This window comes from Streptococcus sp. 477, assembly GCF_013277295.1.
GTDB lineage: Bacteria > Bacillota > Bacilli > Lactobacillales > Streptococcaceae > Streptococcus > Streptococcus pseudopneumoniae.
Genome location: NZ_VMMQ01000013.1, coordinates 60,384 through 82,386 on the forward strand (window position 1 = coordinate 60,384; position 22,003 = coordinate 82,386).

Annotated in this window: 25 protein-coding genes, 1 tRNA gene, 1 pseudogene and 1 other annotated feature; of the genes and pseudogenes, 23 read left to right on the top strand and 4 right to left on the bottom strand. The window is 39.9% G+C overall.

The annotated features are described in order from the left end of the window. Nucleotides 1-129 precede the first annotated feature (129 nt). Nucleotides 130-355: a binding site (T-box leader), on the top strand. Between the two features lie 71 nt (nt 356-426). Genes trpE through trpA form a run of 7 tightly spaced genes read left to right on the top strand, consistent with a single transcriptional unit; the run spans nt 427 to nt 6,686 of the window. After that, a complete protein-coding gene (gene trpE, locus HT691_RS02085) occupies nt 427-1,788 on the top strand; it encodes an anthranilate synthase component I (RefSeq protein ID WP_000439608.1) in 1,362 nt (453 codons plus the stop codon). Further along, nucleotides 1,785-2,351: an aminodeoxychorismate/anthranilate synthase component II gene (locus HT691_RS02090; protein WP_000601921.1), complete on the top strand. Its 567-nt coding sequence runs from the start codon at nt 1,785-1,787 to the stop codon at nt 2,349-2,351. The genes trpE and HT691_RS02090 overlap by 4 nt, the downstream gene beginning before the upstream one ends. A gap of 10 nt (nt 2,352-2,361) precedes the next feature. Then, nucleotides 2,362-3,366, top strand: a complete 1,005-nt coding sequence (trpD, locus tag HT691_RS02095) for an anthranilate phosphoribosyltransferase (RefSeq protein WP_023932614.1) — start codon at nt 2,362-2,364, stop codon at nt 3,364-3,366. Continuing rightward, complete coding sequence (trpC, locus tag HT691_RS02100) at nt 3,363-4,130, top strand: indole-3-glycerol phosphate synthase TrpC (protein WP_172921724.1); 768 nt, start codon at nt 3,363-3,365, stop codon at nt 4,128-4,130. The genes trpD and trpC overlap by 4 nt, the downstream gene beginning before the upstream one ends. Beyond that, entirely contained in the window at nt 4,117-4,716 is a 600-nt protein-coding gene (locus HT691_RS02105) for a phosphoribosylanthranilate isomerase (protein WP_023932616.1), read from the top strand. The genes trpC and HT691_RS02105 overlap by 14 nt, the downstream gene beginning before the upstream one ends. Beyond that, entirely contained in the window at nt 4,694-5,917 is a 1,224-nt protein-coding gene (gene trpB, locus HT691_RS02110; RefSeq protein ID WP_023940760.1) for a tryptophan synthase subunit beta, read from the top strand. Before HT691_RS02105 ends, trpB begins: the two co-directional genes overlap by 23 nt. Next, on the top strand, nt 5,910-6,686 hold the full coding sequence (trpA, locus tag HT691_RS02115) for a tryptophan synthase subunit alpha (protein WP_023932618.1): 777 nt from the start codon (nt 5,910-5,912) through the stop codon (nt 6,684-6,686). Before trpB ends, trpA begins: the two co-directional genes overlap by 8 nt. Here trpA and HT691_RS02120 read toward each other — a convergent pair. Then, a pseudogene (locus tag HT691_RS02120) lies at nt 6,658-6,756 on the bottom strand (prepilin peptidase); the annotation flags it as partial. The gene trpA and the pseudogene HT691_RS02120 sit on opposite strands and share 29 nt — an antisense overlap. A 123-nt stretch (nt 6,757-6,879) precedes the next feature. Between HT691_RS02120 and HT691_RS02125 the strand changes: the two are divergent. Continuing rightward, the gene (locus HT691_RS02125; RefSeq protein ID WP_023940758.1) at nt 6,880-7,611 is read left to right on the top strand and encodes a hypothetical protein; all 732 of its coding nucleotides are present in this window, start codon (nt 6,880-6,882) and stop codon (nt 7,609-7,611) included. 14 nt (nt 7,612-7,625) lie between these two features. Then, nucleotides 7,626-8,777 (top strand): XRE family transcriptional regulator, encoded by a 1,152-nt coding sequence (locus HT691_RS02130; protein ID WP_023932622.1) that lies wholly within the window; start codon nt 7,626-7,628, stop codon nt 8,775-8,777. A 51-nt stretch (nt 8,778-8,828) separates the two neighbouring features. Here HT691_RS02130 and HT691_RS02135 read toward each other — a convergent pair whose 3' ends face one another. Further along, nucleotides 8,829-9,488 carry an A24 family peptidase gene (locus HT691_RS02135; RefSeq protein ID WP_023932624.1) on the bottom strand — a complete coding sequence of 220 codons (660 nt, stop codon included), beginning with the start codon at nt 9,486-9,488 and terminating at the stop codon, nt 8,829-8,831. A gap of 69 nt (nt 9,489-9,557) precedes the next feature. On the opposite strand from HT691_RS02135, the gene HT691_RS02140 reads away from it, so the two are divergent. From HT691_RS02140 to HT691_RS02165, 6 genes are all read left to right on the top strand, one after another. Further along, the gene (locus HT691_RS02140; RefSeq protein ID WP_023932626.1) at nt 9,558-10,013 is read left to right on the top strand and encodes a GNAT family N-acetyltransferase; all 456 of its coding nucleotides are present in this window, start codon (nt 9,558-9,560) and stop codon (nt 10,011-10,013) included. Nucleotides 10,014-10,193: 180 nt separating this feature from the next. Further along, complete coding sequence (locus tag HT691_RS02145) at nt 10,194-11,195, top strand: LacI family DNA-binding transcriptional regulator (protein ID WP_000230199.1); 1,002 nt, start codon at nt 10,194-10,196, stop codon at nt 11,193-11,195. A 153-nt stretch (nt 11,196-11,348) separates the two neighbouring features. Then, the gene (locus HT691_RS02150) at nt 11,349-12,266 is read left to right on the top strand and encodes a sugar ABC transporter permease (RefSeq protein WP_001084980.1); all 918 of its coding nucleotides are present in this window, start codon (nt 11,349-11,351) and stop codon (nt 12,264-12,266) included. A gap of 10 nt (nt 12,267-12,276) precedes the next feature. Next, on the top strand, nt 12,277-13,167 hold the full coding sequence (locus HT691_RS02155) for a carbohydrate ABC transporter permease (protein ID WP_031243260.1): 891 nt from the start codon (nt 12,277-12,279) through the stop codon (nt 13,165-13,167). A gap of 28 nt (nt 13,168-13,195) precedes the next feature. Continuing rightward, nucleotides 13,196-14,812 carry an ABC transporter substrate-binding protein gene (locus HT691_RS02160; RefSeq protein ID WP_138701964.1) on the top strand — a complete coding sequence of 539 codons (1,617 nt, stop codon included), beginning with the start codon at nt 13,196-13,198 and terminating at the stop codon, nt 14,810-14,812. A gap of 9 nt (nt 14,813-14,821) precedes the next feature. Then, nucleotides 14,822-16,141, top strand: a complete 1,320-nt coding sequence (locus HT691_RS02165; protein ID WP_138701965.1) for a glycoside hydrolase family 32 protein — start codon at nt 14,822-14,824, stop codon at nt 16,139-16,141. Between the two features lie 207 nt (nt 16,142-16,348). Here HT691_RS02165 and HT691_RS02170 read toward each other — a convergent pair. Then, nucleotides 16,349-16,421: transfer RNA gene (locus tag HT691_RS02170), tRNA-Lys, on the bottom strand. A 264-nt stretch (nt 16,422-16,685) separates the two neighbouring features. Beyond that, nucleotides 16,686-17,957 (bottom strand): replication-associated recombination protein A, encoded by a 1,272-nt coding sequence (locus HT691_RS02175; RefSeq protein ID WP_049543072.1) that lies wholly within the window; start codon nt 17,955-17,957, stop codon nt 16,686-16,688. A gap of 291 nt (nt 17,958-18,248) precedes the next feature. Between HT691_RS02175 and HT691_RS02180 the strand changes: the two genes are divergently transcribed. The 8 genes from HT691_RS02180 to HT691_RS02210 all read left to right on the top strand — a co-directional run bounded on the left by HT691_RS02180 (nt 18,249) and on the right by HT691_RS02210 (nt 21,931). Then, nucleotides 18,249-18,470, top strand: coding sequence for a hypothetical protein (locus tag HT691_RS02180; RefSeq protein WP_000425689.1), 222 nt, complete (start codon nt 18,249-18,251; stop codon nt 18,468-18,470). Between the two features lie 154 nt (nt 18,471-18,624). Beyond that, the gene (locus tag HT691_RS11090) at nt 18,625-18,813 is read left to right on the top strand and encodes a hypothetical protein (RefSeq protein WP_171039925.1); all 189 of its coding nucleotides are present in this window, start codon (nt 18,625-18,627) and stop codon (nt 18,811-18,813) included. A gap of 136 nt (nt 18,814-18,949) precedes the next feature. Continuing rightward, a complete protein-coding gene (locus tag HT691_RS02185; protein WP_001132283.1) occupies nt 18,950-19,129 on the top strand; it encodes a type II toxin-antitoxin system HicA family toxin in 180 nt (59 codons plus the stop codon). 36 nt (nt 19,130-19,165) lie between these two features. Continuing rightward, on the top strand, nt 19,166-19,618 hold the full coding sequence (locus HT691_RS02190) for a type II toxin-antitoxin system HicB family antitoxin (protein WP_172925238.1): 453 nt from the start codon (nt 19,166-19,168) through the stop codon (nt 19,616-19,618). Between the two features lie 290 nt (nt 19,619-19,908). Further along, the gene (locus tag HT691_RS02195; protein ID WP_000257084.1) at nt 19,909-20,379 is read left to right on the top strand and encodes a DUF3013 family protein; all 471 of its coding nucleotides are present in this window, start codon (nt 19,909-19,911) and stop codon (nt 20,377-20,379) included. Between the two features lie 55 nt (nt 20,380-20,434). Further along, nucleotides 20,435-20,977, top strand: coding sequence for a hypothetical protein (locus HT691_RS02200; RefSeq protein ID WP_138701967.1), 543 nt, complete (start codon nt 20,435-20,437; stop codon nt 20,975-20,977). 49 nt (nt 20,978-21,026) lie between these two features. Beyond that, nucleotides 21,027-21,461 (top strand): NUDIX hydrolase, encoded by a 435-nt coding sequence (locus tag HT691_RS02205; RefSeq protein ID WP_000421871.1) that lies wholly within the window; start codon nt 21,027-21,029, stop codon nt 21,459-21,461. Then, nucleotides 21,458-21,931, top strand: a complete 474-nt coding sequence (locus HT691_RS02210; protein WP_000631889.1) for a GNAT family N-acetyltransferase — start codon at nt 21,458-21,460, stop codon at nt 21,929-21,931. The genes HT691_RS02205 and HT691_RS02210 overlap by 4 nt, the downstream gene beginning before the upstream one ends. Nucleotides 21,932-22,003: the final 72 nt, after the last annotated feature.

The window sequence follows — 22,003 nt, forward strand, 5'->3', positions numbered from 1 at the left end:
TACGGCAAGGTGAAGTTGACGCGGTTTGAAGAGTATAAAGGTGTACCGAGATGAACATCTCTTCATCAATGTCTCTGGTCGTGGAGACAAGGACGTAGCTGCGATTGCAGACTACCTAGAAGCTAAAAAATAAAAGATGGAAAAATTACAGTCCTTTCTCTCACAGAGAGCTTGTGGTTGCTGAAAACAAGCAGAGAAAACTGTAAGGTTGGGTCCATCTGAAACGAGAGAAGAAAACATCATTCTCAAGGGAGTGCCCTTTATCGCACAGCCTGTTACAGAATCTTTCTAAGACAGGAATGAGAGATAGGAGAAATCCTATAATTGAGGTGGCACCGCGAATTTCGTCCTCACGCAAGTTATTTTGCGTGGGGATTTTTCATACAGTCGCCACGGACTAGAAGTAGAACTGAAAGGGAAATTACAATGGAACGAATCATTCATGGAGATGTCTTATCACCAATCTTAGCTTATATGCGCTTAAAGGGACAACACAAGGTTATCTTAGAGAGTATTCCGAGAGACAAGGAAACAGCTCGTTTTTCTATCTTAGCCTATAATCCTGTTTTTGAGATTAAGTTTGAAAATGGAGTTCTTTACCAAAATGGGAAAATGATTGATCAGGATCCCTTGGATTTCCTTTATGAAGTGACTCATAAGAGCCAGCACCATTCAGAGCTCCCTTTTGGTGGTGGAGCTATTGGTTTTGTTGGTTACGATATGATTTCGCTTTATGAAGAAATTGGTCAAATTCCTGAAGATACAATTGGAACGCCAGACATGCATTTCTTCGTCTATGAGAGTTACATTGTCTTTGACCACAAGAAGGAAAAAATTCATGTCATCGAGGATGCTCTCTATAGTGAGCGCAGTCAAGAGGCCTTGGAAAAATCCTTGAACCAAGTGCTTGAGGAATTACGCATTCCTGCTCCAAATGAATTTGAAGACTTGGATCTATCTCCGTTAGACTTCAAACCGCATATCGCTCCACATAAGTTTGAGGGAATGGTAGAAACAGCTCGTGACTTGATTCGTAACGGAGATATGTTCCAATGTGTACTCAGCCAGCGTTTCTCAGCAGAAGTTACTGGAAATCCATTTGACTTCTACAGAAATCTCCGCGTGACTAATCCTTCTAATTACCTTTATTTCTATGATTTTGGGGATTATCAAATCATCGGAGCTAGTCCAGAAAGTTTAGTTTCTGTCAAAAATGGCATCGTGACAACCAATCCGATTGCAGGGACGCGACCAAGAGGGGCTACGGATGAAGAAGACAAGACCTTGGCGACTGACCTCCTCTCTGATGAGAAGGAAACAGCAGAACATCGAATGTTGGTAGACTTGGGGCGTAACGATATTGGCCGCATCTCTGAAACGGCCAGTGTCCAAGTTACTAAGTATATGAAGGTGGAGCTCTTCCGCTATGTTATGCATTTGACCAGCGTGGTCAAGGGACGTTTGCTTCCAGAACTCACTGCTATGGATGCCTTGAAATCAACACTTCCTGCTGGAACAGTTTCTGGAGCACCAAAGATTCGAGCTATGAGACGCATCTATGAACTGGAAACAGAAAAACGGGGCGTATACGCGGGAGCAATCGGCTACTTGTCTGCGACGGGTGATATGGATTTGGCCATTGCCATCCGAACCATGATTCTCAAAAATCAAAGAGCCTATGTGCAGGCTGGGGCAGGGATTGTCTACGACTCTATCGCCCAAAACGAATACCAAGAAACCATTAACAAAGCAAAATCTATGACTAGAATTGGAGAACTAAGACCATGATTTTATTGATTGACAACTATGATTCTTTTACCTATAACTTGGCCCAATACATTGGGAATTTTGCAGAAGTTCAGGTTCTGAGAAATGATGATTCCAAGCTGTATGAAGAAGCTGAAAAAGCAGATGGTCTGGTCTTTTCTCCTGGTCCTGGTTGGCCAGTTGATGCTGGAAAGATGGAAGACATGATTTGTGATTTTGCAGGCAAGAAGCCGATTCTAGGGATTTGTTTGGGTCACCAAGCCATTGCAGAAGTCTTTGGTGGTAAGCTAGGTTTGGCTCCAAAAGTCATGCATGGGAAACAGAGCAATATCAACTTTGAAGCGCCATCTGTTTTGTATCAAGGTATTGAGGATGGCCGTGCGGTCATGCGTTATCACAGTATTTTGATTGAGGAAATGCCAGAAGACTTTGAAGTGACAGCTCGTTCGACTGATGACCAAGCCATCATGGGGATTCAACATAAAAACCTACCGATTTATGGCTTCCAGTACCATCCAGAGAGCATTGGAACGCCAGACGGCTTGTCTTCTATTCGGAATTTTATCGAGAAGGTTGTAAAGTGAGGAAACTAGGATGAAAGAGATTATTGAAAAACTAGCAAAATTTGAAAATTTATCAGGTGTGGAAATGATGGATGTCATTGAGCGTATCGTAACTGGGCGTGTAACTGAAGCGCAGATTGCTTCTCTCCTCTTAGCTCTTAAGATGAAGGGGGAAACACCTGAAGAACGCACAGCCATTGCCCAAGTCATGAGAGGACATGCCCAGCATATTCCAACTGAGATTCATGATGCCATGGACAACTGTGGTACAGGTGGGGACAAGTCTTTCAGTTTTAATATTTCCACAACTGCAGCCTTTGTCTTGGCTGGTGGCGGTATTCACATGGCCAAGCATGGTAACCGCTCGATTTCTTCTAAATCTGGCTCCGCAGATGTCCTCGAAGCCTTGGGAATCAATCTTGACCTCAAACCAGCTGAACTAGGTAAGGTCTTTGATAAAACTGGAATCGTCTTTCTCTTCGCTAAAAATATGCACCCAGCTATGAAATACATCATGCCAGCTCGTTTGGAATTGGGAATTCCAACGATTATGAATTTGACTGGTCCACTGATTCATCCAATGGCTTTGGAAACACAGCTTCTTGGTATTAGTCGTCCAGAACTGCTAGAAAGTACAGCTCAGGTTTTGAAAAATATGGGTCGCAAACGTGCCATCATAGTTGCTGGACCAGAAGGATTGGATGAAGCTGGTTTAAATGGAACAACCAAAATTGCTCTTCTTGAAAATGGCGAAATCACCTTGTCAAGCTTTAATCCAGCGGATTTGGGAATGGAAGGCTACGCTATCGAAGATATTCGTGGAGGCAATGCTCAGGAAAATGCAGAAATTTTGCTTAGCGTTCTTAAAAATGAACCAAGTCCATTCTTGGAAACGACAGTCTTAAATGCTGGTCTTGGTTTCTATGCTAATGGTAAAGTTGATAGCATCAAGGAAGGAGTTGCCTTGGCCCGTCAAGTCATTGCTAGTGGCAAGGCCCTTGAAAAACTCAGATTGTTGCAGGAGTACCAAAAATGAGTCAGGAATTTTTAGCACGAATCTTGGAGCAGAAGGCGCGTGAGGTGGAGCAGATGAAGCTGGAGCAAATCCAGCCTCTGCGCCAGACCTATCGCTTGGCAGAATTTTTGACGAATCATCAGGACCGCTTGCAGGTAATCGCTGAGGTCAAGAAAGCTAGCCCTAGTTTGGGAGATATCAATCTCGATGTGGATATTGTGCAACAGGCCCAGACTTATGAAGAAAACGGAGCAGTGATGATTTCGGTGTTGACAGATGAGGTTTTCTTTAAAGGGCATTTGGATTATCTACGGGAAATTTCCAGTCAGGTAGAGATTCCGACGCTCAACAAAGACTTTATCATCGATGAAAAGCAAATCATCCGCGCTCGCAATGCAGGTGCGACAGTTATCTTGCTCATTGTGGCAGCCTTGTCCGAAGAACGCCTCAAGGAACTGTATGACTACGCGACAGAGCTTGGTCTGGAAGTTTTGGTGGAAACCCACAATCTAGCTGAACTAGAGGTGGCTCACCGCCTTGGGGCTCAAATTATCGGGGTCAATAATCGCAACTTGACCACCTTTAAAGTTGACTTGCAGACCAGTGTAAATTTGGCTAAACATTTCAAAGATGATTGCTTGTACATTTCTGAATCTGCTATTTTCACAGGGCAGGATGCGGAACGAGTAGCGCCATACTTTAACGGAATTTTGGTTGGGACAGCTCTTATGCAGGCAGAGGATGTGGCTCAAAGAATCAAGGAGTTGCAAATTGACAAAGGTTAAGATTTGTGGACTATCGACCAAAGAAGCGGTGGAAACAGCCGTTTCAGCAGGAGCCGACTACATCGGTTTTGTCTTTGCAGCTAGTAAAAGACAGGTGACTTTGGAAGAGGCTGCTGAGATGGCAAAGCTTATTCCTGCAGATGTCAAAAAGATTGGTGTATTTGTTTCACCAAGTCGGGCAGAACTGCTAGAAGCGATTGAAAAAGTTGGCCTAGACTTGGTTCAAGTTCACAGTCAGGTGGCGGATGATTTGTTTGAGAATTTGCCTTGTGCCAGTATTCAGGCTGTGCAGGTGGATGGAGAGGGTCATGTGCCCAATTCTCAGGCAGACTATCTACTCTTTGATGCCCCTGTGGCTGGGAGTGGTCAGACCTTTGACTGGGGTCAACTGGATACGATTGGACTAACTCAGCCTTTCTTTATCGCAGGTGGGCTTAATGAAGACAATGTAGTAAAAGCAATTCAACACTTTACTCCCTATGCAGTAGATGTATCAAGCGGAGTGGAGACAGATGGACAAAAAGATCATGAAAAGATTAGAAGATTTATAGAGAGGGTAAAGCATGGCATATCAGGAACCAAATAAAGATGGATTTTACGGAAAATTCGGCGGACGTTTTGTCCCAGAAATATTGATGACAGCAGTTTTGGAGTTGGAGAAGGCCTACCGTGAAAGTCAGGCAGACCCAAGTTTCCAAGAGGAATTAAACCAGCTTTTGCGCCAGTACGTAGGACGTGAAACTCCTCTTTATTACGCAAAAAACTTGACCCAGCATATCGGCGGAGCCAAGATTTATCTCAAACGGGAAGACCTTAACCATACAGGAGCCCACAAGATTAACAATGCCTTAGGACAAGTTTGGCTTGCCAAACGCATGGGTAAAAAGAAAATTATCGCAGAAACGGGTGCTGGTCAGCACGGTGTGGCAACTGCAACTGCTGCGGCCCTCTTTAACATGGAATGTACCATCTACATGGGTGAGGAAGATGTCAAACGCCAAGCCCTCAATGTCTTCCGCATGGAGCTTTTGGGAGCCAAGGTCGAGGCTGTAACAGATGGTTCGCGCGTGCTCAAGGATGCGGTCAATGCAGCCCTTCGTTCATGGGTGGCTAATATCGACGATACCCACTATATCCTTGGTTCTGCCTTGGGGCCTCATCCATTTCCAGAAATCGTTCGTGACTTCCAAAGTGTCATCGGTCGCGAAGCTAAACAACAGTATCGCGATATGACAGGTCAAAATCTGCCCGATGCCCTAGTAGCCTGTGTTGGTGGTGGATCTAATGCTATTGGGCTCTTCCATCCCTTTGTAGAAGATGAGTCTGTAGCTATGTATGGAGCTGAAGCGGCTGGACTTGGTGTGGATACAGAGCACCACGCAGCTACCTTGACCAAGGGTCGTCCAGGTGTCCTTCACGGTTCCCTCATGGATGTGCTCCAAGATGCCCATGGTCAAATTCTTGAAGCCTTCTCTATCTCAGCAGGTTTGGACTATCCTGGTATCGGTCCAGAGCATTCTCACTACCACGATATTAAACGTGCCAGCTATGTCCCTGTAACAGACGAAGAAGCCTTGGAAGGATTCCAACTCTTGTCTCGTGTGGAAGGGATTATCCCAGCCTTGGAATCGAGTCATGCTATCGCCTTTGCGGTGAAATTGGCCAAAGAACTTGGACCAGACAAGTCTATGATTGTCTGTCTATCAGGTCGTGGGGACAAGGATGTGGTTCAAGTCAAGGACCGCTTGGAAGCAGATGCAGCAAAGAAGGGAGAAGCTCATGCCTAAGACACTAACAGAAAAATTAAACGCTATAAAAGCAGCTGGAAAAGGAATTTTCGTTCCCTATATCATGGCTGGAGACCATGAGAAAGGTTTGGATGGACTTGGGGAAACAATTCACTTTTTAGAAGATTTAGGTGTCTCTGCAATTGAAGTGGGCATTCCCTTTTCAGATCCTGTTGCAGATGGACCTGTTATCGAAGAAGCTGGCCTGCGCAGTTTAGCCCACGGGACCTCTACCCAGGCTTTGGTTGAAACCTTGAAAACAATTGAAACAGATGTTCCACTGGTCATCATGACCTACTTCAACCCCCTCTTTCAGTACGGTGTGGAGAATTTTGTCAAAGATCTGGCTGATACAGCTGTGAAGGGCTTGATTATCCCAGACCTGCCTCATGAGCATGCCAACTTTGTAGAACCATTTTTGGCAGATACAGACATCGCCTTGATTCCTCTAGTTAGTTTGACGACAGGGCTTGAGCGTCAGAAAGAGTTGATTGATGGGGCAGAAGGATTCGTCTATGCGGTTGCCATCAATGGGGTGACAGGGAAATCAGGCAATTACCGCGCAGATTTGGACAAGCACTTGGCACAACTTCATCAAGTGGCCGATATCCCAGTCTTGACAGGATTTGGCGTATCTAGTCAAGCTGATGTAGAACGCTTCAATGCGGTATCGGATGGTGTTATTGTCGGTTCGAAAATTGTAAAAGCCCTCCACCAAGGAGAGCCGATTCAGGACTTTATCAAACAAGCAGTAGCTTACCAAAAATAATCACACAAGCAGCAAGTAAGAGGAAAGGCACAAAAGGAAGTCTTTCCTTTTTCTTTTGCAGGAGAAAAGCTGGTTTTAGATATCATTTGCTAAATTACTCTAATATATAACTTTAAGAAAAAGCTAATTATTGTAGTAATTTCTTTAAGAAAATGATATAATTCATTAAAAAGTATTCGGAGGAGGAAGAATTATGTTGAATCAGGATCTCTTTGATTCACTTGAGGCACAAAAAATTGTAGATACTTTGATGAAAGGGCAAAAAGATTATGTAGATGAACGTCTAGAAAAAAGAGAGACAATGAAAGTGTCGAATGGTTATGCATGGACGCGACCTAATCATATTGATAATGCATTTGCATCAGCAGATTTGTTTGAGTATAAATTACAATTAGCAGGACAGACTTGGGGATATTTAGAATTTGAAACAAATACAGAAAAATATGGGAAAGTATTGTTAATTATAAAGGGTAAGAAGCGACTTACGAGCCAATTTCCTTTGGTACAAAAAAATAAGAGTGGCTACTTATTTGAATATGCTCGGATGAATACACTTTATCTTAATCAACATTCTTCCTACAAAAATGATGAAGATAGTCATTCTTTTCCAATTCAGATGGAGTTAGTTTCTGATGAAATGATTCAAGAAATTGAACAAGCTACCAAAAATTCGAATATCGAAAAATTTATGATTTTAACTTATGAGGCGGACTCAGAAAACAATATTATATCTGTAGATGTTGTTATGCCTGATGCACGAACTGGTCAGTTACACTTGATTCAGGATTTGTCTGAGTATATTCAATCAAGTTCGTACCATTTCGAAGAAGCTAAATATCAAAATATTCCTAATTTTTCAGAATTATCGGAAACAGAAGATTTTGAAATTATTCCAAGAATAGAAAAACAAGAAGGTCAAAAGTAGTAAGGAGTATGTAAATGTTTAATGGTCGGGTATTGAAAGAATTACGGCTGTTAAATGGTTTAAGTAGAGCAGAATTGGCTCAGAGAATTAATTTAACGGAACAAGCCATTTGGCAGTTTGAGTCCAACGAAACGAAACCTAAATTATCAACCAAAATGCATTTGGCCAACCAATTTCATGTTGATTTAACTTATTTTGAACAGGAAGAAGAGAGCATTCGATTTGATTCTTCTGTAATTGCCTTTAGAAATGCAGATCTAGCAACACGGAAAACAATAGATATTCAAACTATGTATTTACATAAGGTAGATAGTTTGATTGATTATTTTGAAAGTTTTGTAATTATACCTAATATTACAATTCATGACCTAAGTAATGTAGTGAGTGAATCTTATCATAAGGAAGAATCTATTGAGGAATTGGCTCTTTATGCCAGGGAAAAATTAGGTATTTCAAAAGATAATCATGATTTGCTTTATAAATTAGAACGTTCAGGCATCTATATCGTGGAACGATTAATTAATGGTCAAGCTGATGCTTATAGCGCATGGTCAAAATTGGGAAGACCTTATATTGTGTTGGGGACGAATAAATCATCTGTACGTCGAAATTTTGACTTAGCTCATGAGCTAGGACATATTCTTTTACACAAATGTAAAGATATGAATGAAGATGGCGATCGTTTGGAGCAAGAAGCAAATTATTTTGCATCATGTTTTTTATTGCCAAAAGAAGAGTTTTTAGTCAAATTTGAAGAGAAGGTTGGCAAGCGTGTCAGCAATCCTGATAGTTATATTTTATTGAAGTCGGATTTGAATGTTTCGATACAGGCTTTAGAGTATCGAGCTTTTAAGTTAGGATTATTGACTCCAAAGCAACATTCTTACTTTTATCGTCAAATTGCGCAAAAAGGTTACAAAATGATTGAACCTTTGGATGATCAAATTTTTGTAAAAAAACCAAGCAAAGTAAAGAGTATCCTGGACGTCGTTTTGAGTAATCATCTAGTCAGTCTAGCGACTATAATGTCTAAACAAAGTATTCGTTTACAGTTTATAAGCGAAATATTTTCAGTCGAAATGAAATTTTTTGATCAGTATCAAGAAGATAAAAGAACAGATCGATTTGATAACATCATTCCTTTGTACAAAAGAAATAATTTATAATTCAACTGTGAAATAATTTCATGAAGGACATATGGCAAAAATTGGACTTTATCAAACAAGCAGTAGCTTACCAAAAATAATCACACAAGCAGCGAACAAGAGGAAAGGCACGAAAGGAAGTCTTTCCTTTTTCTTTTGCAGGAGAAAGGCTAGAATTCCTGTTGCAGAAGCAAACTGAATCAAGATGAGTAATTCAGTCACACTAAAGACGAGAGTACAAGAAGCTAAAAAGAGAAAATCCCCTGCGCCCATGCGAATATCGATAAAATGAGCCAAAATTCCAAGAACAAGGAAGAAAATCATGACCAGATTCCAGCCAGAGGAAGCCATGAGGATTAGGTGGAAAGTCATCCAGACCAGTAAGGGATATTCCTGATGGCGAAAGTCGTAGATACCCAAGGTCAAACCAGCGGTGATTAGGATGACTTGTCCCAAGGAGAGCCATCCCCAAGAGTAAAGCAGAAATATGAGTCCTAAGCCTAGTTCCAAAAGGGTATACCAGACAGGATAAGGAGCCTTGCAGTAGCGACAGCGAAAGCGATTGAAGACCTGCGAGAGAATCGGAATTAAATCTAAGGGACGCAAGCGAGTCTGACAGGAATCGCAGTGACTAGCCGGTCGGATAATGGATTGCTCTGGAAAGCGGTCAATGACCAAACCAAGAAAGGAAGCGAGAATGCTCCCAACAAGAAAAAAATAAAAATCAATCATACTTATCTATTCGTAAAAAATGGGAGAAGTAGTATAATGGAGAAACATAGATAAGATGGGGAGGAAAAGATGACAATTCGTTTTGAAGAAAAGGTGAGCCCAGAAAACGCTCAGCTCGTATGCCAATGGTCCAACTCCCTAGGCAAATCATTTCAAGAACAATGGATGGGAACAATGATTCCTTTTCCCTTGACAATTCAAGTCTTGCAAGAGTTGGAAGGAATCTTTTCAATCTTTGAAGGACAAGAGTTTGTCGGGCTTATCCAGAAAATCAGGCTAGAAGACAGCAATCTTCATATTGGAAGATTTTTTATCAATCCTCAGAAACAGGGGCAAGGCTTAGGTAGTCAGGCTTTAAGGAAATTTGTTAGTTTGGCCTTTGAAAATGGAGACATAGATACTATTTCTCTAAATGTCTTCGAAGCAAATCAAGCAGCTCAGCACCTTTATCAAAAAGAAGGATTTGAGATCATTCAAACCATTGATGCACCAGAACGAAAATACATCATGAAAAAGGGGAGATAGAAGCAAGCAAAGTCTTTTCCTGTTTTATGTAGATGTTTACACATGAAAATTGAAGTATTTTCAAAAGCTAATTGGAGTGATTTTATTCATGATGGGAAAAAGGGTCTGGACAAAAATGATTGAGAAATAGTTGCTAAAAAAGCGTTTGCATGATACTATATATTGAAAGGAGGTGATAATATGGTAGAACAAAGAAAATCAATTACCATGAAAGATGTTGCTTTAGAAGCAGGAGTTAGCGTTGGAACAGTTTCACGTGTGATTAATAAAGAAAAAGGCATTAAAGAAGTAACCTTGAAAAAAGTGGAGCAAGCGATTAAAACTTTGAATTACATTCCAGATTACTATGCTAGAGGAATGAAAAAAAATCGAACAGAAACGATTGCAATCATTGTACCAAGTATCTGGCATCCCTTCTTTTCAGAATTTGCTATGCATGTGGAAAATGAAGTCTATAAGAGAAATAACAAATTACTCTTATGTTCTATCAATGGTACAAATAGAGAGCAAGACTATCTGGAGATGTTGCGTCATAATAAAGTTGATGGAGTGGTTGCCATTACCTATAGTCCAATTGAACATTACTTGACGTCAGGAATTCCCTTTGTTAGTATTGACCGCACATACTCAGATATTGCCATTCCTTGTGTTTCATCAGATAATGATGCAGGTGGAAGAGAAGCAGCTAAACAATTAATTAGTAAAGGATGTCAGCATTTAGCCTTTGTGGGCGGACATAATACAACCATTAATGAAACCAAACGTCGTAGAATTTCCTTTGAAAAGTATGTCCAAGAGCATAAAATACCTCTTAGTATTTTTGATTTGGATGAGACAGTTACTGACTATCATGGAAAGCTAGAGAGTTTCTTGGAAGACAATCATTCTATAGATGGAATTTTTACAATTAACGACTTTGCAGCTTTAGATGTTATTGATATACTAGAAAAAAATGGTAAACGTATTCCTCATGATGTCCAAATTATTGGATACGATGGAATTAAAATGGCTGGAGATAGAGATTATCTACTTTCAACTATTGAACAACCATTGGAAGAAATGGCAAAAGAAGCGGTTCGGATTTTGTTTGATATTATTGATGGAAAGACTGTTAATTTGCAGACAATCCTACCAGTGAAATTTGTTGAAGGAAAAACAACAAAAAATGAAAATAAGTCTTGACAGAAAACGCTAACAATGTTAGAATGAATTCAGATAAAAAAAGATTTATTTTTTTAAAACAAAAATGAAACGTTTCAAAAACAAAACAAATAGACAGCGCCAAGCGTTATCTTTTTCGACCAAAAATGAAACGTTTCAAAAAAGGAGGTTGCTATGAATAGCAAAGCGAAGCAAGTTTCTCTTTGGGAAAGAATCAAGAAACAAAAACTCTTGTTATTGATGACTGTCCCTGGTTTAGTTTTAACCTTTATCTTTAAATACATTCCTATGTACGGGGTTTTAATCGCATTTAAAGATTACAATCCCTTAAAAGGAATTTTAGGGAGTGATTGGATTGGTTTTTCTGAGTTTACAAAATTCATATCCTCTCCCAACTTTGGTATCTTGTTAGCCAATACTTTAAAATTAAGTATCTATGGTTTATTGCTTGGCTTTTTACCACCAATCATTCTTGCTATTATGCTCAATCAACTCTTGAGTGAAAAAGTTAAAAAACGAATTCAGCTCATTTTATACGCACCAAACTTTATCTCAGTCGTTGTTATCGTTGGTATGATTTTCCTTTTCTTTTCAGTGGGAGGACCAATTAACAATTTTCTCTCTATGTTTGGAATGAAGGCTGACTTCTTGACAAATCCAGACTTCTTTAGACCTTTATACATCTTTAGTGGTATCTGGCAAGGAATGGGGTGGGCTTCAACGCTCTACACGGCAACGTTGGTAAATGTAGATCCAGCCTTAGTAGAAGCAGCACGACTGGATGGAGCCAATATCTTCCAACGAATCTGGCACATTGATATTCCAGCTCTTAAGCCTATTATGGTTATCCAATTTGTTTTAGCTGCAGGTGGAATCATGAATGTCGGATATGAAAAAGCATTCCTGATGCAGACATCGTTGAACTTGCCAACTTCTGAAATTATCTCTACATATGTCTATAAAGTTGGTCTTGTATCAGGAGACTATTCTTACTCAACAGCGGTTGGTTTGTTTAATGCAGTGATTAACGTAGTATTGCTAGTCGCGGTTAACCAAATCGTTAAACGCGTGAATAATGGTGAAGGAATTTAAGGAGGGAAGCATGAAAAATTCGATTATGGATACAAAATTTGATAGACGTATCTTACTCTTAAATAAAATCATTATTGTCTTTATCGTTTTGATAACCTTACTTCCTTTACTTTATATCGTCGTAGCATCCTTTATGGATCCTAAGGTTCTGGTTAGTAGAGGGATTAGCTTTAATCCAGCCGATTGGACGGTAGAAGGTTACCAGCGTGTATTCAGTGACCAATCTATTCTAAGAGGTTTTATCAATTCTCTACTATACTCTTTTGGCTTTGCGGCTTTAACAGTCTTGCTATCTGTGTTTACAGCTTATCCTCTTTCTAAGAAAGACTTGGTAGGGCGCCGTTGGATTAACTACTTCTTGATTGTAACCATGTTCTTTGGTGGTGGTTTAGTCCCAACTTACTTGCTGGTAAAAGATTTGGGCATGCTGAATACTCCATGGGCTATCATTGTTCCAGGTGCTGTCAATGTTTGGAATATTATTCTTGCTAGGGCTTATTTCCAAGGATTGCCTGAAGAATTAGTTGAAGCAGCGGTCATTGATGGTGCAAATGATTTACAGATTTTCTTCAAAATCATGCTTCCTCTTGCAAAACCAATTATGTTTGTTCTCTTCCTCTATGCTTTTGTCGGCCAGTGGAACTCATACTTTGATGCAATGATTTATATCAAGGATCCAAACTTGGAACCATTGCAACTAGTACTTCGTAAAATTCTCATTCAGAGCCAACCAGGTCAAGACATGATTGGAGCACAAGCGGCTATGAATGAAATGAAACGTTTAGCTGAATTGATTAAATACGCAACTATTGTCATTTCTAGCTTGCCATTGATTGTTATGTATCCATTCTTCCAAAAATACTTTGATAAAGGAATTATGGCTGGTTTACTTAAAGGATAAAAAAAGAAAAAATAAAAGGAGTTTTCTCATGAAATTCAAAACATTCACAAAATCAGCAGTTTTGTTGACAGCTAGTTTATCAGTACTTGCAGCCTGTAGCTCAAAAAATACAGCTTCAAGTCCAGATTATAAGTTGGAAGGTGTAACATTCCCGCTTCAAGAAAAGAAAACATTGAAGTTTATGACAGCCAGTTCACCGTTAGCACCCAAAGACCCAAATGAAAAGTTAATTTTGCAACGTTTGGAAAAGGAAACAGGAGTTCATATTGATTGGACCAACTACCAGTCCGACTTTGCAGAAAAACGTAACTTGGATATTTCTAGTGGTGATCTACCAGATGCTATCCACAACGACGGAGCTTCAGATGTGGACTTGATGAACTGGGCTAAGAAAGGTGTAATCATTCCAGTTGAAGACTTGATTGATAAATATATGCCAAATCTTAAGAAAATTTTGGATGAGAAACCAGAATACAAGGCCTTGATGACAGCACCTGACGGACACATCTATTCATTCCCATGGATTGAAGAGCTTGGAGATGGTAAAGAGTCTATTCACAGCGTCAACGATATGGCTTGGATTAACAAAGATTGGCTTAAGAAACTTGGTCTTGAAATGCCAAAAACTACTGATGATTTGATTAAAGTCCTAGAAGCTTTCAAAAACGGGGATCCAAATGGAAATGGAGAGGCTGATGAAATTCCATTTTCATTTATTAGTGGTAACGGAAACGAAGATTTTAAATTCCTATTTGCTGCATTTGGTATAGGGGATAACGATGATCATTTAGTAGTAGGAAATGATGGCAAAGTTGATTTCACAGCAGATAATGATAACTATAAAGAAGGTGTCAAATTTATCCGTCAATTACAAGAAAAAGGCTTGATTGATAAAGAAGCTTTCGAACATGATTGGAATAGTTACATTGCTAAAGGTCATGATCAGAAATTTGGTGTTTACTTTACATGGGATAAGAGTAATGTTACTGGAAGTAATGAAAGTTATGATGTTTTACCAGTACTTGCTGGACCAAGTGGTCAAAAACACGTAGCTCGTACAAACGGTATGGGATTTGCACGTGACAAGATGGTTATTACTAGTGTAAACAAAAACCTAGAATTGACAGCTAAATGGATTGATGCACAATACGCTCCACTCCAATCTGTGCAAAATAACTGGGGAACTTATGGAGATGACAAACAACAAAACATCTTTGAATTGGATCAAGCGTCAAATAGTCTAAAACACTTACCACTAAACGGAACTGCACCAGCAGAACTTCGTCAAAAGACTGAAGTAGGAGGACCACTAGCTATTCTAGATTCATACTATGGTAAAGTGACAACCATGCCAGATGATGCCAAATGGCGTTTGGATCTTATCAAAGAATATTATGTTCCTTACATGAGCAATGACAATAACTATCCAAGAGTCTTTATGACACAGGAAGATTTGGACAAAATTGCCCATATCGAAGCAGATATGAATGACTATATCTACCGTAAACGTGCTGAATGGATTGTAAATGGCAATATTGATACTGAGTGGGATGATTACAAGAAAGAACTTGAAAAATACGGACTTTCTGATTACCTCGCTATTAAACAAAGATACTATGACCAATACCAAGCAAACAAAAACTAGAGGTTGATTATGGGAGATAAGAAATACACAGTAGAAAAAGCCAATCGTTTTATAGCAGAAAATAAACATCTCGTTAATACTCAATATAAGCCTGAAGAACATTTTTCAGCTGAGATTGGTTGGATCAATGATCCAAATGGATTTGTCTATTTTCGTGGAGAATACCATCTCTTTTATCAATTCTATCCATATGATAGTGTTTGGGGACCTATGCACTGGGGACATGCTAAAAGTAAGGACTTGGTGACTTGGGAGCACTTGCCAGTGGCACTTGCTCCTGACCAAGATTATGACCGAAATGGTTGTTTCTCAGGCTCTGCCATTGTCAAGGATGATCGCCTCTGGCTCATGTACACTGGGCATATCGAAGAAAAAACCGGTGTCCGCCAAGTGCAAAATATGGCATTTTCAGATGACGGGATTCATTTTGAAAAGATTGAACAAAATCCAGTTGCAACAGGAACAGACTTGCCAGATGAGTTGATTGCTGCTGATTTCCGTGATCCAAAACTCTTTGAAAAAGATGGACGCTATTACTCCGTAGTAGCTGCCAAACACAAGGATAATGTGGGCTGTATCGTTCTACTAGGGTCCGATAACCTAGTAGAATGGCAGTTCGAATCCATCTTTTTAAAAGGGGTAGAACACCAAGGCTTTATGTGGGAATGCCCAGATTACTTCGAGTTAGATGGGAAGGATTGCCTTATTATGTCACCCATGCGTTATCAGCGTGAGGGAGACTCATATCATAACATCAACTCATCGCTTTTGTTCACGGGTAAGGTAGATTGGGGAGAAAAATGTTTTATCCCAGAATCAGTTCAAGAAATTGATCATGGCCAAGACTTCTATGCGCCTCAAACATTGTTGGACGATCAAAATCGTCGTATCCTGATTGCTTGGATGCAGACATGGGGGCGTACCCTTCCAACCCATGACCAAGAACACAAATGGGCATGTGCCATGACTTTACCTAGAATTCTAAGATTGGAAGATGGCAAACTAAGACAATTCCCTGTTAAAAAAGGCCAATATCAAATCCAAATAGATAAAGATTGTCATTACCACTTAGGAAATGATATAGATTATCTTGAATTTGGTTATGATAGTAATGCGCAGCAAGTTTACATTGATCGTAGCCATCTTATTCAAAAAATTCTAGGTGAAGAAGAACAGGACACTAGTCGACGGTATGTAGATATTGAAGCTAAAGAATTGGAAGTTGTTCTAGATAAAAATTCCATCGAGATTTTTGTCAATCAAGGTGAAGCAAGCTTGACTGCAACTTATTACTTAACGGTGCCAGCTGAGCTATCACGAATTGATTAAAAATTAAGTTATTTCTCCTAAAGAAAAAGTTCTCTTTCTAAAATAGTGGAAAGAGAACTTTTTGTGTTTTGGGTATATAAGCTTAGTTTATGGTATTTGTAAAATTGGTGTTGGATTATGATTTAAGCTAGTTTTCTAAAGAATTTGAAAAAAATTTTATTTAAGCAAAAAAACCTTGGTTCCAAGACTTTTCCTGTTGTATGTAGATGCCCCCTACAGGGATCGAACCTGTGACCCACGGATTAAGAGTCCGCTGCTCTGCCAGCTGAGCTAAGGAGGCAAAGAAAAAAGCTGTATTGGTGCCGAAACTTCACGGTTTGTATTGAACCCGCGCAATTAAGCAGGTGGGCAACTCGCTCTAACTGAAGCTGTTTCCGTGTGAGACGGCCTACATGCTGTTAGAAGACTTTTGTTTCCCTAATAATACAAAAAATAGTCGGTCAACACTTAAGTGTGAAGTCGTACACCACAGCGTTTCTATACTTATATGATACCACTTTTTCAAAAAAAATCAAGAGGAAAGTGCAATTTTTTGAAAAGGATTTCAGATTTTTCGCAAACGGTCGATAGCTTCCTTTCTTTGAGCCAAGGCCCGTTCATATTTACCAGTATCTTCTGCTTGGAAATAGTGATGATTACGAATTTTTTCTGGCAGATAGTCTTGCTTGACCCAATTTCCAGGATAGTTGTGTGGATAGAGATAGTCTTGGGCATTGCCAAGTTCCTTGCTTCCACTGTAGTGCCCATCACGCAGGTGTCGCGGAATAGGCAAGTGCCCTGATGTTTTGAGGTCAGCAAGTGCCTTATCCATAGCTACATAGGCTGAGTTGGATTTTGGAGAAAGGGCCAAATCAATCACGACATTGGCAATGAGAATGCGGGCTTCTGGGAATCCAATCCTTTGTGCAGCATCCAGAGCAGTCACGGTATGAATCTGGGCTTCAGGGTTGGCCAAACCGATATCTTCATAGGCGATAACGGTCAAGCGTCGAGCGAGACTTGGCAAATCACCAGCCTCAATCAAGCGGGCAGCATAGTGGAGACTAGCATCCACATCCGAGCCACGGATAGACTTTTGCAGGGCAGATAGAACATCATAGTGACCGTCTCCATCCTTGTCCATAGTGATGTAGCTTCTCTGAAGACTATTTTCCATGATGTCTAAGGTGATGTGGCGAATGCCCTCGTCATTCTCAGGGGTAGAGAGAACAGCCAAGTCCAGTGAGTTGAAGGCAGAGCGAAGGTCTCCGTTTGTAGAGGTTGCGATGAAATCCAGCGCATCCTCATCTAGTTCTACTGGAAAATCAAAACCACGCTCAGGGTTACTTAGAGCTATTTGCAGGGCCTCTTTGACGTCTTGGTTAGACAGAGGTTCCAACTCAAAAATTTGAACGCGACTGCGAATGGCAGGAGTGACAGAAAAGAAAGGATTTTCAGTCGTAGCCCCAATCATGATGACCAGTCCACTTTCCAAGAGAGGCAAGAGGAAGTCTTGCTTGGTCTTATCTAGTCGATGAATTTCGTCTAGCAATAGGACGAGACCACCAGAAAATTTAGCTTCTTCAGCGATTTCTTGCAGTCGCTTTTTACTATCAACTGTCGCATTGAAAGTTCGAAAGGCATACTTGGTCGTTCCAGCGATGGCAGAGGCAATACTGGTTTTGCCGATTCCCGGAGGGCCGTATAGAATCATGGAGGACAGGCGGTTGGCTTCCACCATGCGGCGGATGATTTTTCCAGGTCCGACCAGATGCTCCTGACCGATGACCTGGTCGATGGTTTTAGGGCGCATGCGAAGCGCGAGATTGTCTGGCATAGCAGTCCTTTCTAGCGTGGATTTGAGTAGAATGACTCATCTACTATATCTTACTATGTCCATTCTAGCCTATTAGTTGTGATATTTCAATGGTTTTGTAATAATCAGGGAGTGAGATAGAATCTTTTTGACTATTTAATTTAATGAGGAGAGGTATCAGAATGAGAAATTTGATTTTCCTTAAAGCTCAAAATAGGATAGTTGAGCCTAAAGAAGTGGAAGTGCTGACTTGAGAAATAATATTGCTGAATGTCATTGTATGAACTATAATGAAAAGAGAGGTGATAAGCAATGGAAATGATGGAACTACCAAGTCAGGAAATTTTGATTTTTACAAAACAAATTCGTCATTGGATTCTTAGTGATCAAGTTATTTCAGGGAAAAGAAAACTTTTCTTCCGGGAAGATACTCCAAAAGAGATTTTAGATTTGTACGAAAACATTAAATCTAAACTTGATTTTGCTTACCAAGAAGTTCATTCTAATAATGGGTTGAAAAAATATGAAAAATAGAATAATTGATGTTTTTGAAGTAGTAAATCGCCTCCTTGTAATAACTGTTGAAAATCCTGATTTCGAAGACTTGAGAGTTAATCATACTCAATGAAAATCAAAGAGCAAACTAGGAAACTAGCCGCAGGCTGTACTTGAGTACGGTAAGGCGACGTTGACGTGGTTTGAAGAGATTTTCGAAGAGTATCAGTTTGTAAAAATTGGAGATAAAAAATATAGAGTACGCAGTGGTCCTATGATTCATTCAACTCCGCCTCAATTTGTCTTAGATCGAGATACTTTTACAATTGACTATACAGATGATGAATTGCTCGATAAAGAAGCAGTTTTTACTATTCATTAGAAAAATAGGTCTGAATAAATTGGTTTCCCTTAGAACCACATCTAGGGGCTTTTATGTATAATAGAATAATAAGTATCACTCCTTTACAATACGTGTAACACGTGTTATAATGGTGTTGTCAGGAGGTAAAAGCGCTATACCTATGACACAAAAAGAGATGGTTAAACTCCTTACGGCCCATGGTTGGATAAAGACTAGAGGCGGTAAAGGCTCCCATATTAAAATGGAGAAGCAAGGGGAAAGACCTATCACAATCCTTCATGGTGAGCTGAATAAGTACACTGAAAGAGGGATAGGAAAGCAAGCTGGGTTGTAAAATTCAGTCCCTGCTTTTTGATATGGAGGTAGTGAAATGTTAGTTACGTATCCAGCTTTATTTTATTATGACGACACAGACGGAACAGAAGCGACTTATTTTGTCCATTTCCCAGATTTTGAATACTCAGCTACACAAGGAGAGGGGATTTCTGAGGCTTTGGCTATGGGGTCGGAGTGGCTAGGGATAACTGTTGCAGATTTGATAGAGAGTGATGGAGAGTTACCTCAGCCATCAGATATCAATAGCTTGTCTTTAATTGATAATGATCCTTTTAAAGATGATGAAGATTTCGTGTCAACCTATGACCTTGATAAATCTTTTATTTCTATGGTATCTGTTGATGTATCAGAATACCTAGGAAGTCAGGAAGCCATTAAAAAGACTTTGACCATACCAAAATGGGCAGATAAGTTGGGACGAGAAATGGGACTTAACTTTTCTCAGACTTTGACAGACGCTATTGCAGATAAGAAAGTTCAAGCCTAAGATTAAGCGTGGTATCGTGGTAATAGTCAATAAAAAAGCACGTCCACTTGTGCTAGTTACTCGCCTATTGATTTTATAGATTTATTAGCCCTTTCGAGGGCTTTTTATATTGATTTTTATGAGAAATGAAGAAATCAGACTTTTAAGAAAATCACTGATACCAAGGGTTTAAATGAGGTAATATGGTATAATTAGGACATAAAATAATTTTGTGGTAAGATGGTAGTATCTATTTTAGCATATTTCCGAGCAATCGGGGCGATTAAAGAGTCGCATAGAAAGAGGACAAAATGGCAACATACGGATTTTTAGATATTTTAGAGGAAGAGTTGGACAAGAACTTTCCCTTTGACTTTGAGATTAGTTGGGACAAGCGTAACCACGCGGTAGAAGTGAGTTTTCTATTGGAAGCGCAAAATGCTGCAGGTGTGGAGATGGTGGATGAAGACGGAGAGGTTTCATCAGATGACATTCTTTTTGAGGAAGCGGTCCTTTTCTACAATCCTGCTAAGTCAACCGTCAATGCAGAAGACTATTTAACGGTTATCCCTTATCTACCTAAAAAAGGATTTTCTCGCGAGTTTTTAGCTTATTTTGCCCTTTTCCTTAAAGATACTGCTGAGGTTGGGCTAGATACCCTCATGGACTTTTTGGAAGACCCAGAAGCAGAGGAATTTGTCATGGAATGGAACCAAGAAGTCTTTGAAGAAGGAAAAGTTGGCTTGGAAGAGGGAGAATTTTACCCTTATCCGAGGTATTAGAAAAGATTCTAAGTGGACATTTTTAAATAATGAATTCAAGGAGAAGGGGGAGATTATGCTAGAAAAAGTCAAACAGTTTTTCAGGAGCAGGTCAGCTAAAACTGAGCCGTCAGTTGATATTCTTCCCCGCAATCGCTTTGCGGATCTAGATTTCGAGAGAGTATTGAAGTCAGGAGCTCGTCGCCTTGTTAATGAGGAAGGACGCTATGCTGAGGATGGGAAAATCACAGAACTTGAATTTCCTGAAGATTTTGCGGAATTTGAATTTCTAGTTGGTTTTAAGACGGAGGAAGAAGAGCAGTTTCAGCAACTATTAGCTCGTTTAAATAGTATTGACAATGCTATTCAGTCCTATTTGGAAAGTGAGATGCAACAACCCATCCCTCAGTATGCCAAGGATCTCGGCTATACTCAGAAGAGGTGGGAGAAAACCTTTTACTTCCATACTTGGATATTAAGTGATGAGGAAAACCCGCCTAATCTTCGCTATGTTGCAGATTATGTAAATGATGAGTTTACGGTTTATTTTGCTAAAAAACATGGCAGATGGCAAGCATACTGGGATGCAGAGTGCCAAAAAGTAATCGAAGAAAGCTAGCTCGTATTTTCCTAGAGAGTAATTGTTATCATAGAAAAGAGTAAATATCATGGAATTATTGAATAGCAGAATGGATTTCCAAGGTTGCAAGATTGCCCTCTTTTGTGGGGATAAGCTACTGACGATTTTGCGTGATGACAAGGACGATATCCCTTGTCCCAACATGTGGGAGTTGCCAGGTGGTGGCCGTGAAGGGGACGAAAGCCCTTTTGAATGCGCTCGGCGTGAAGTTTATGAGGAACTGGGAATTCATTTAGATGAAGACTGTCTGCTTTGGAGCAAGATTTATCCTAGCGTAATTTTTAAAGGCAAGAAATCGGTCTTTATGGTTGGTCAGCTAAGACAAGAACAATTTGACAATATCATCTTCGGAGATGAAGGACAGGGCTATAAATTGATGCCTATTGAGGAATTTCTCAATTCTAAACAGGCAGTGCCTCAGTTGCAGGGAAGATTGAGAGATTATTTGGAGGAAAGTTTATGATAACACTTGTTCGAGCGGGAGCAGAGGATTTAGAAACTATTATTGCAATTCAGAGAGCCAGCTTTAAGGCTGTTTATGAAAAATACCATGATGAATATGACCCTTATCTCGAGGACTGCGAACGAATTAAGTGGAAATTAGTCGAGCGTCCCAATAGCTATTACTACTTTGTAAAAGAAGATGAAGAAAACATCGGATTTTTACGAGTTCAGACCAATGCCGAGTTAACGAAAGCTTGGTTGGGAACGGCAGCGATTTTGCCTCAGTATCAAGGAAAAGGGTATGGATCTAAAGGTTTAAGCTTACTGGAAAAAGAATTTCCAACCATCACACAATGGGATTTGTGTACGGTGTTACAGGATGCAGGCATGGTTGCTTTTTACGAGAAAAACGGCTATCGTCAAATCCACATTGAGGCTGAAAAAGAAGGCATGGATATGGTCTACATGAAAAAATTGATAGAGAAATAGAAAGGATGGTTCGGTTAAATTTCTAAACTGAACCCGCCCTAAACACGGTGCCAAAAAGATAAACTTCTCTTA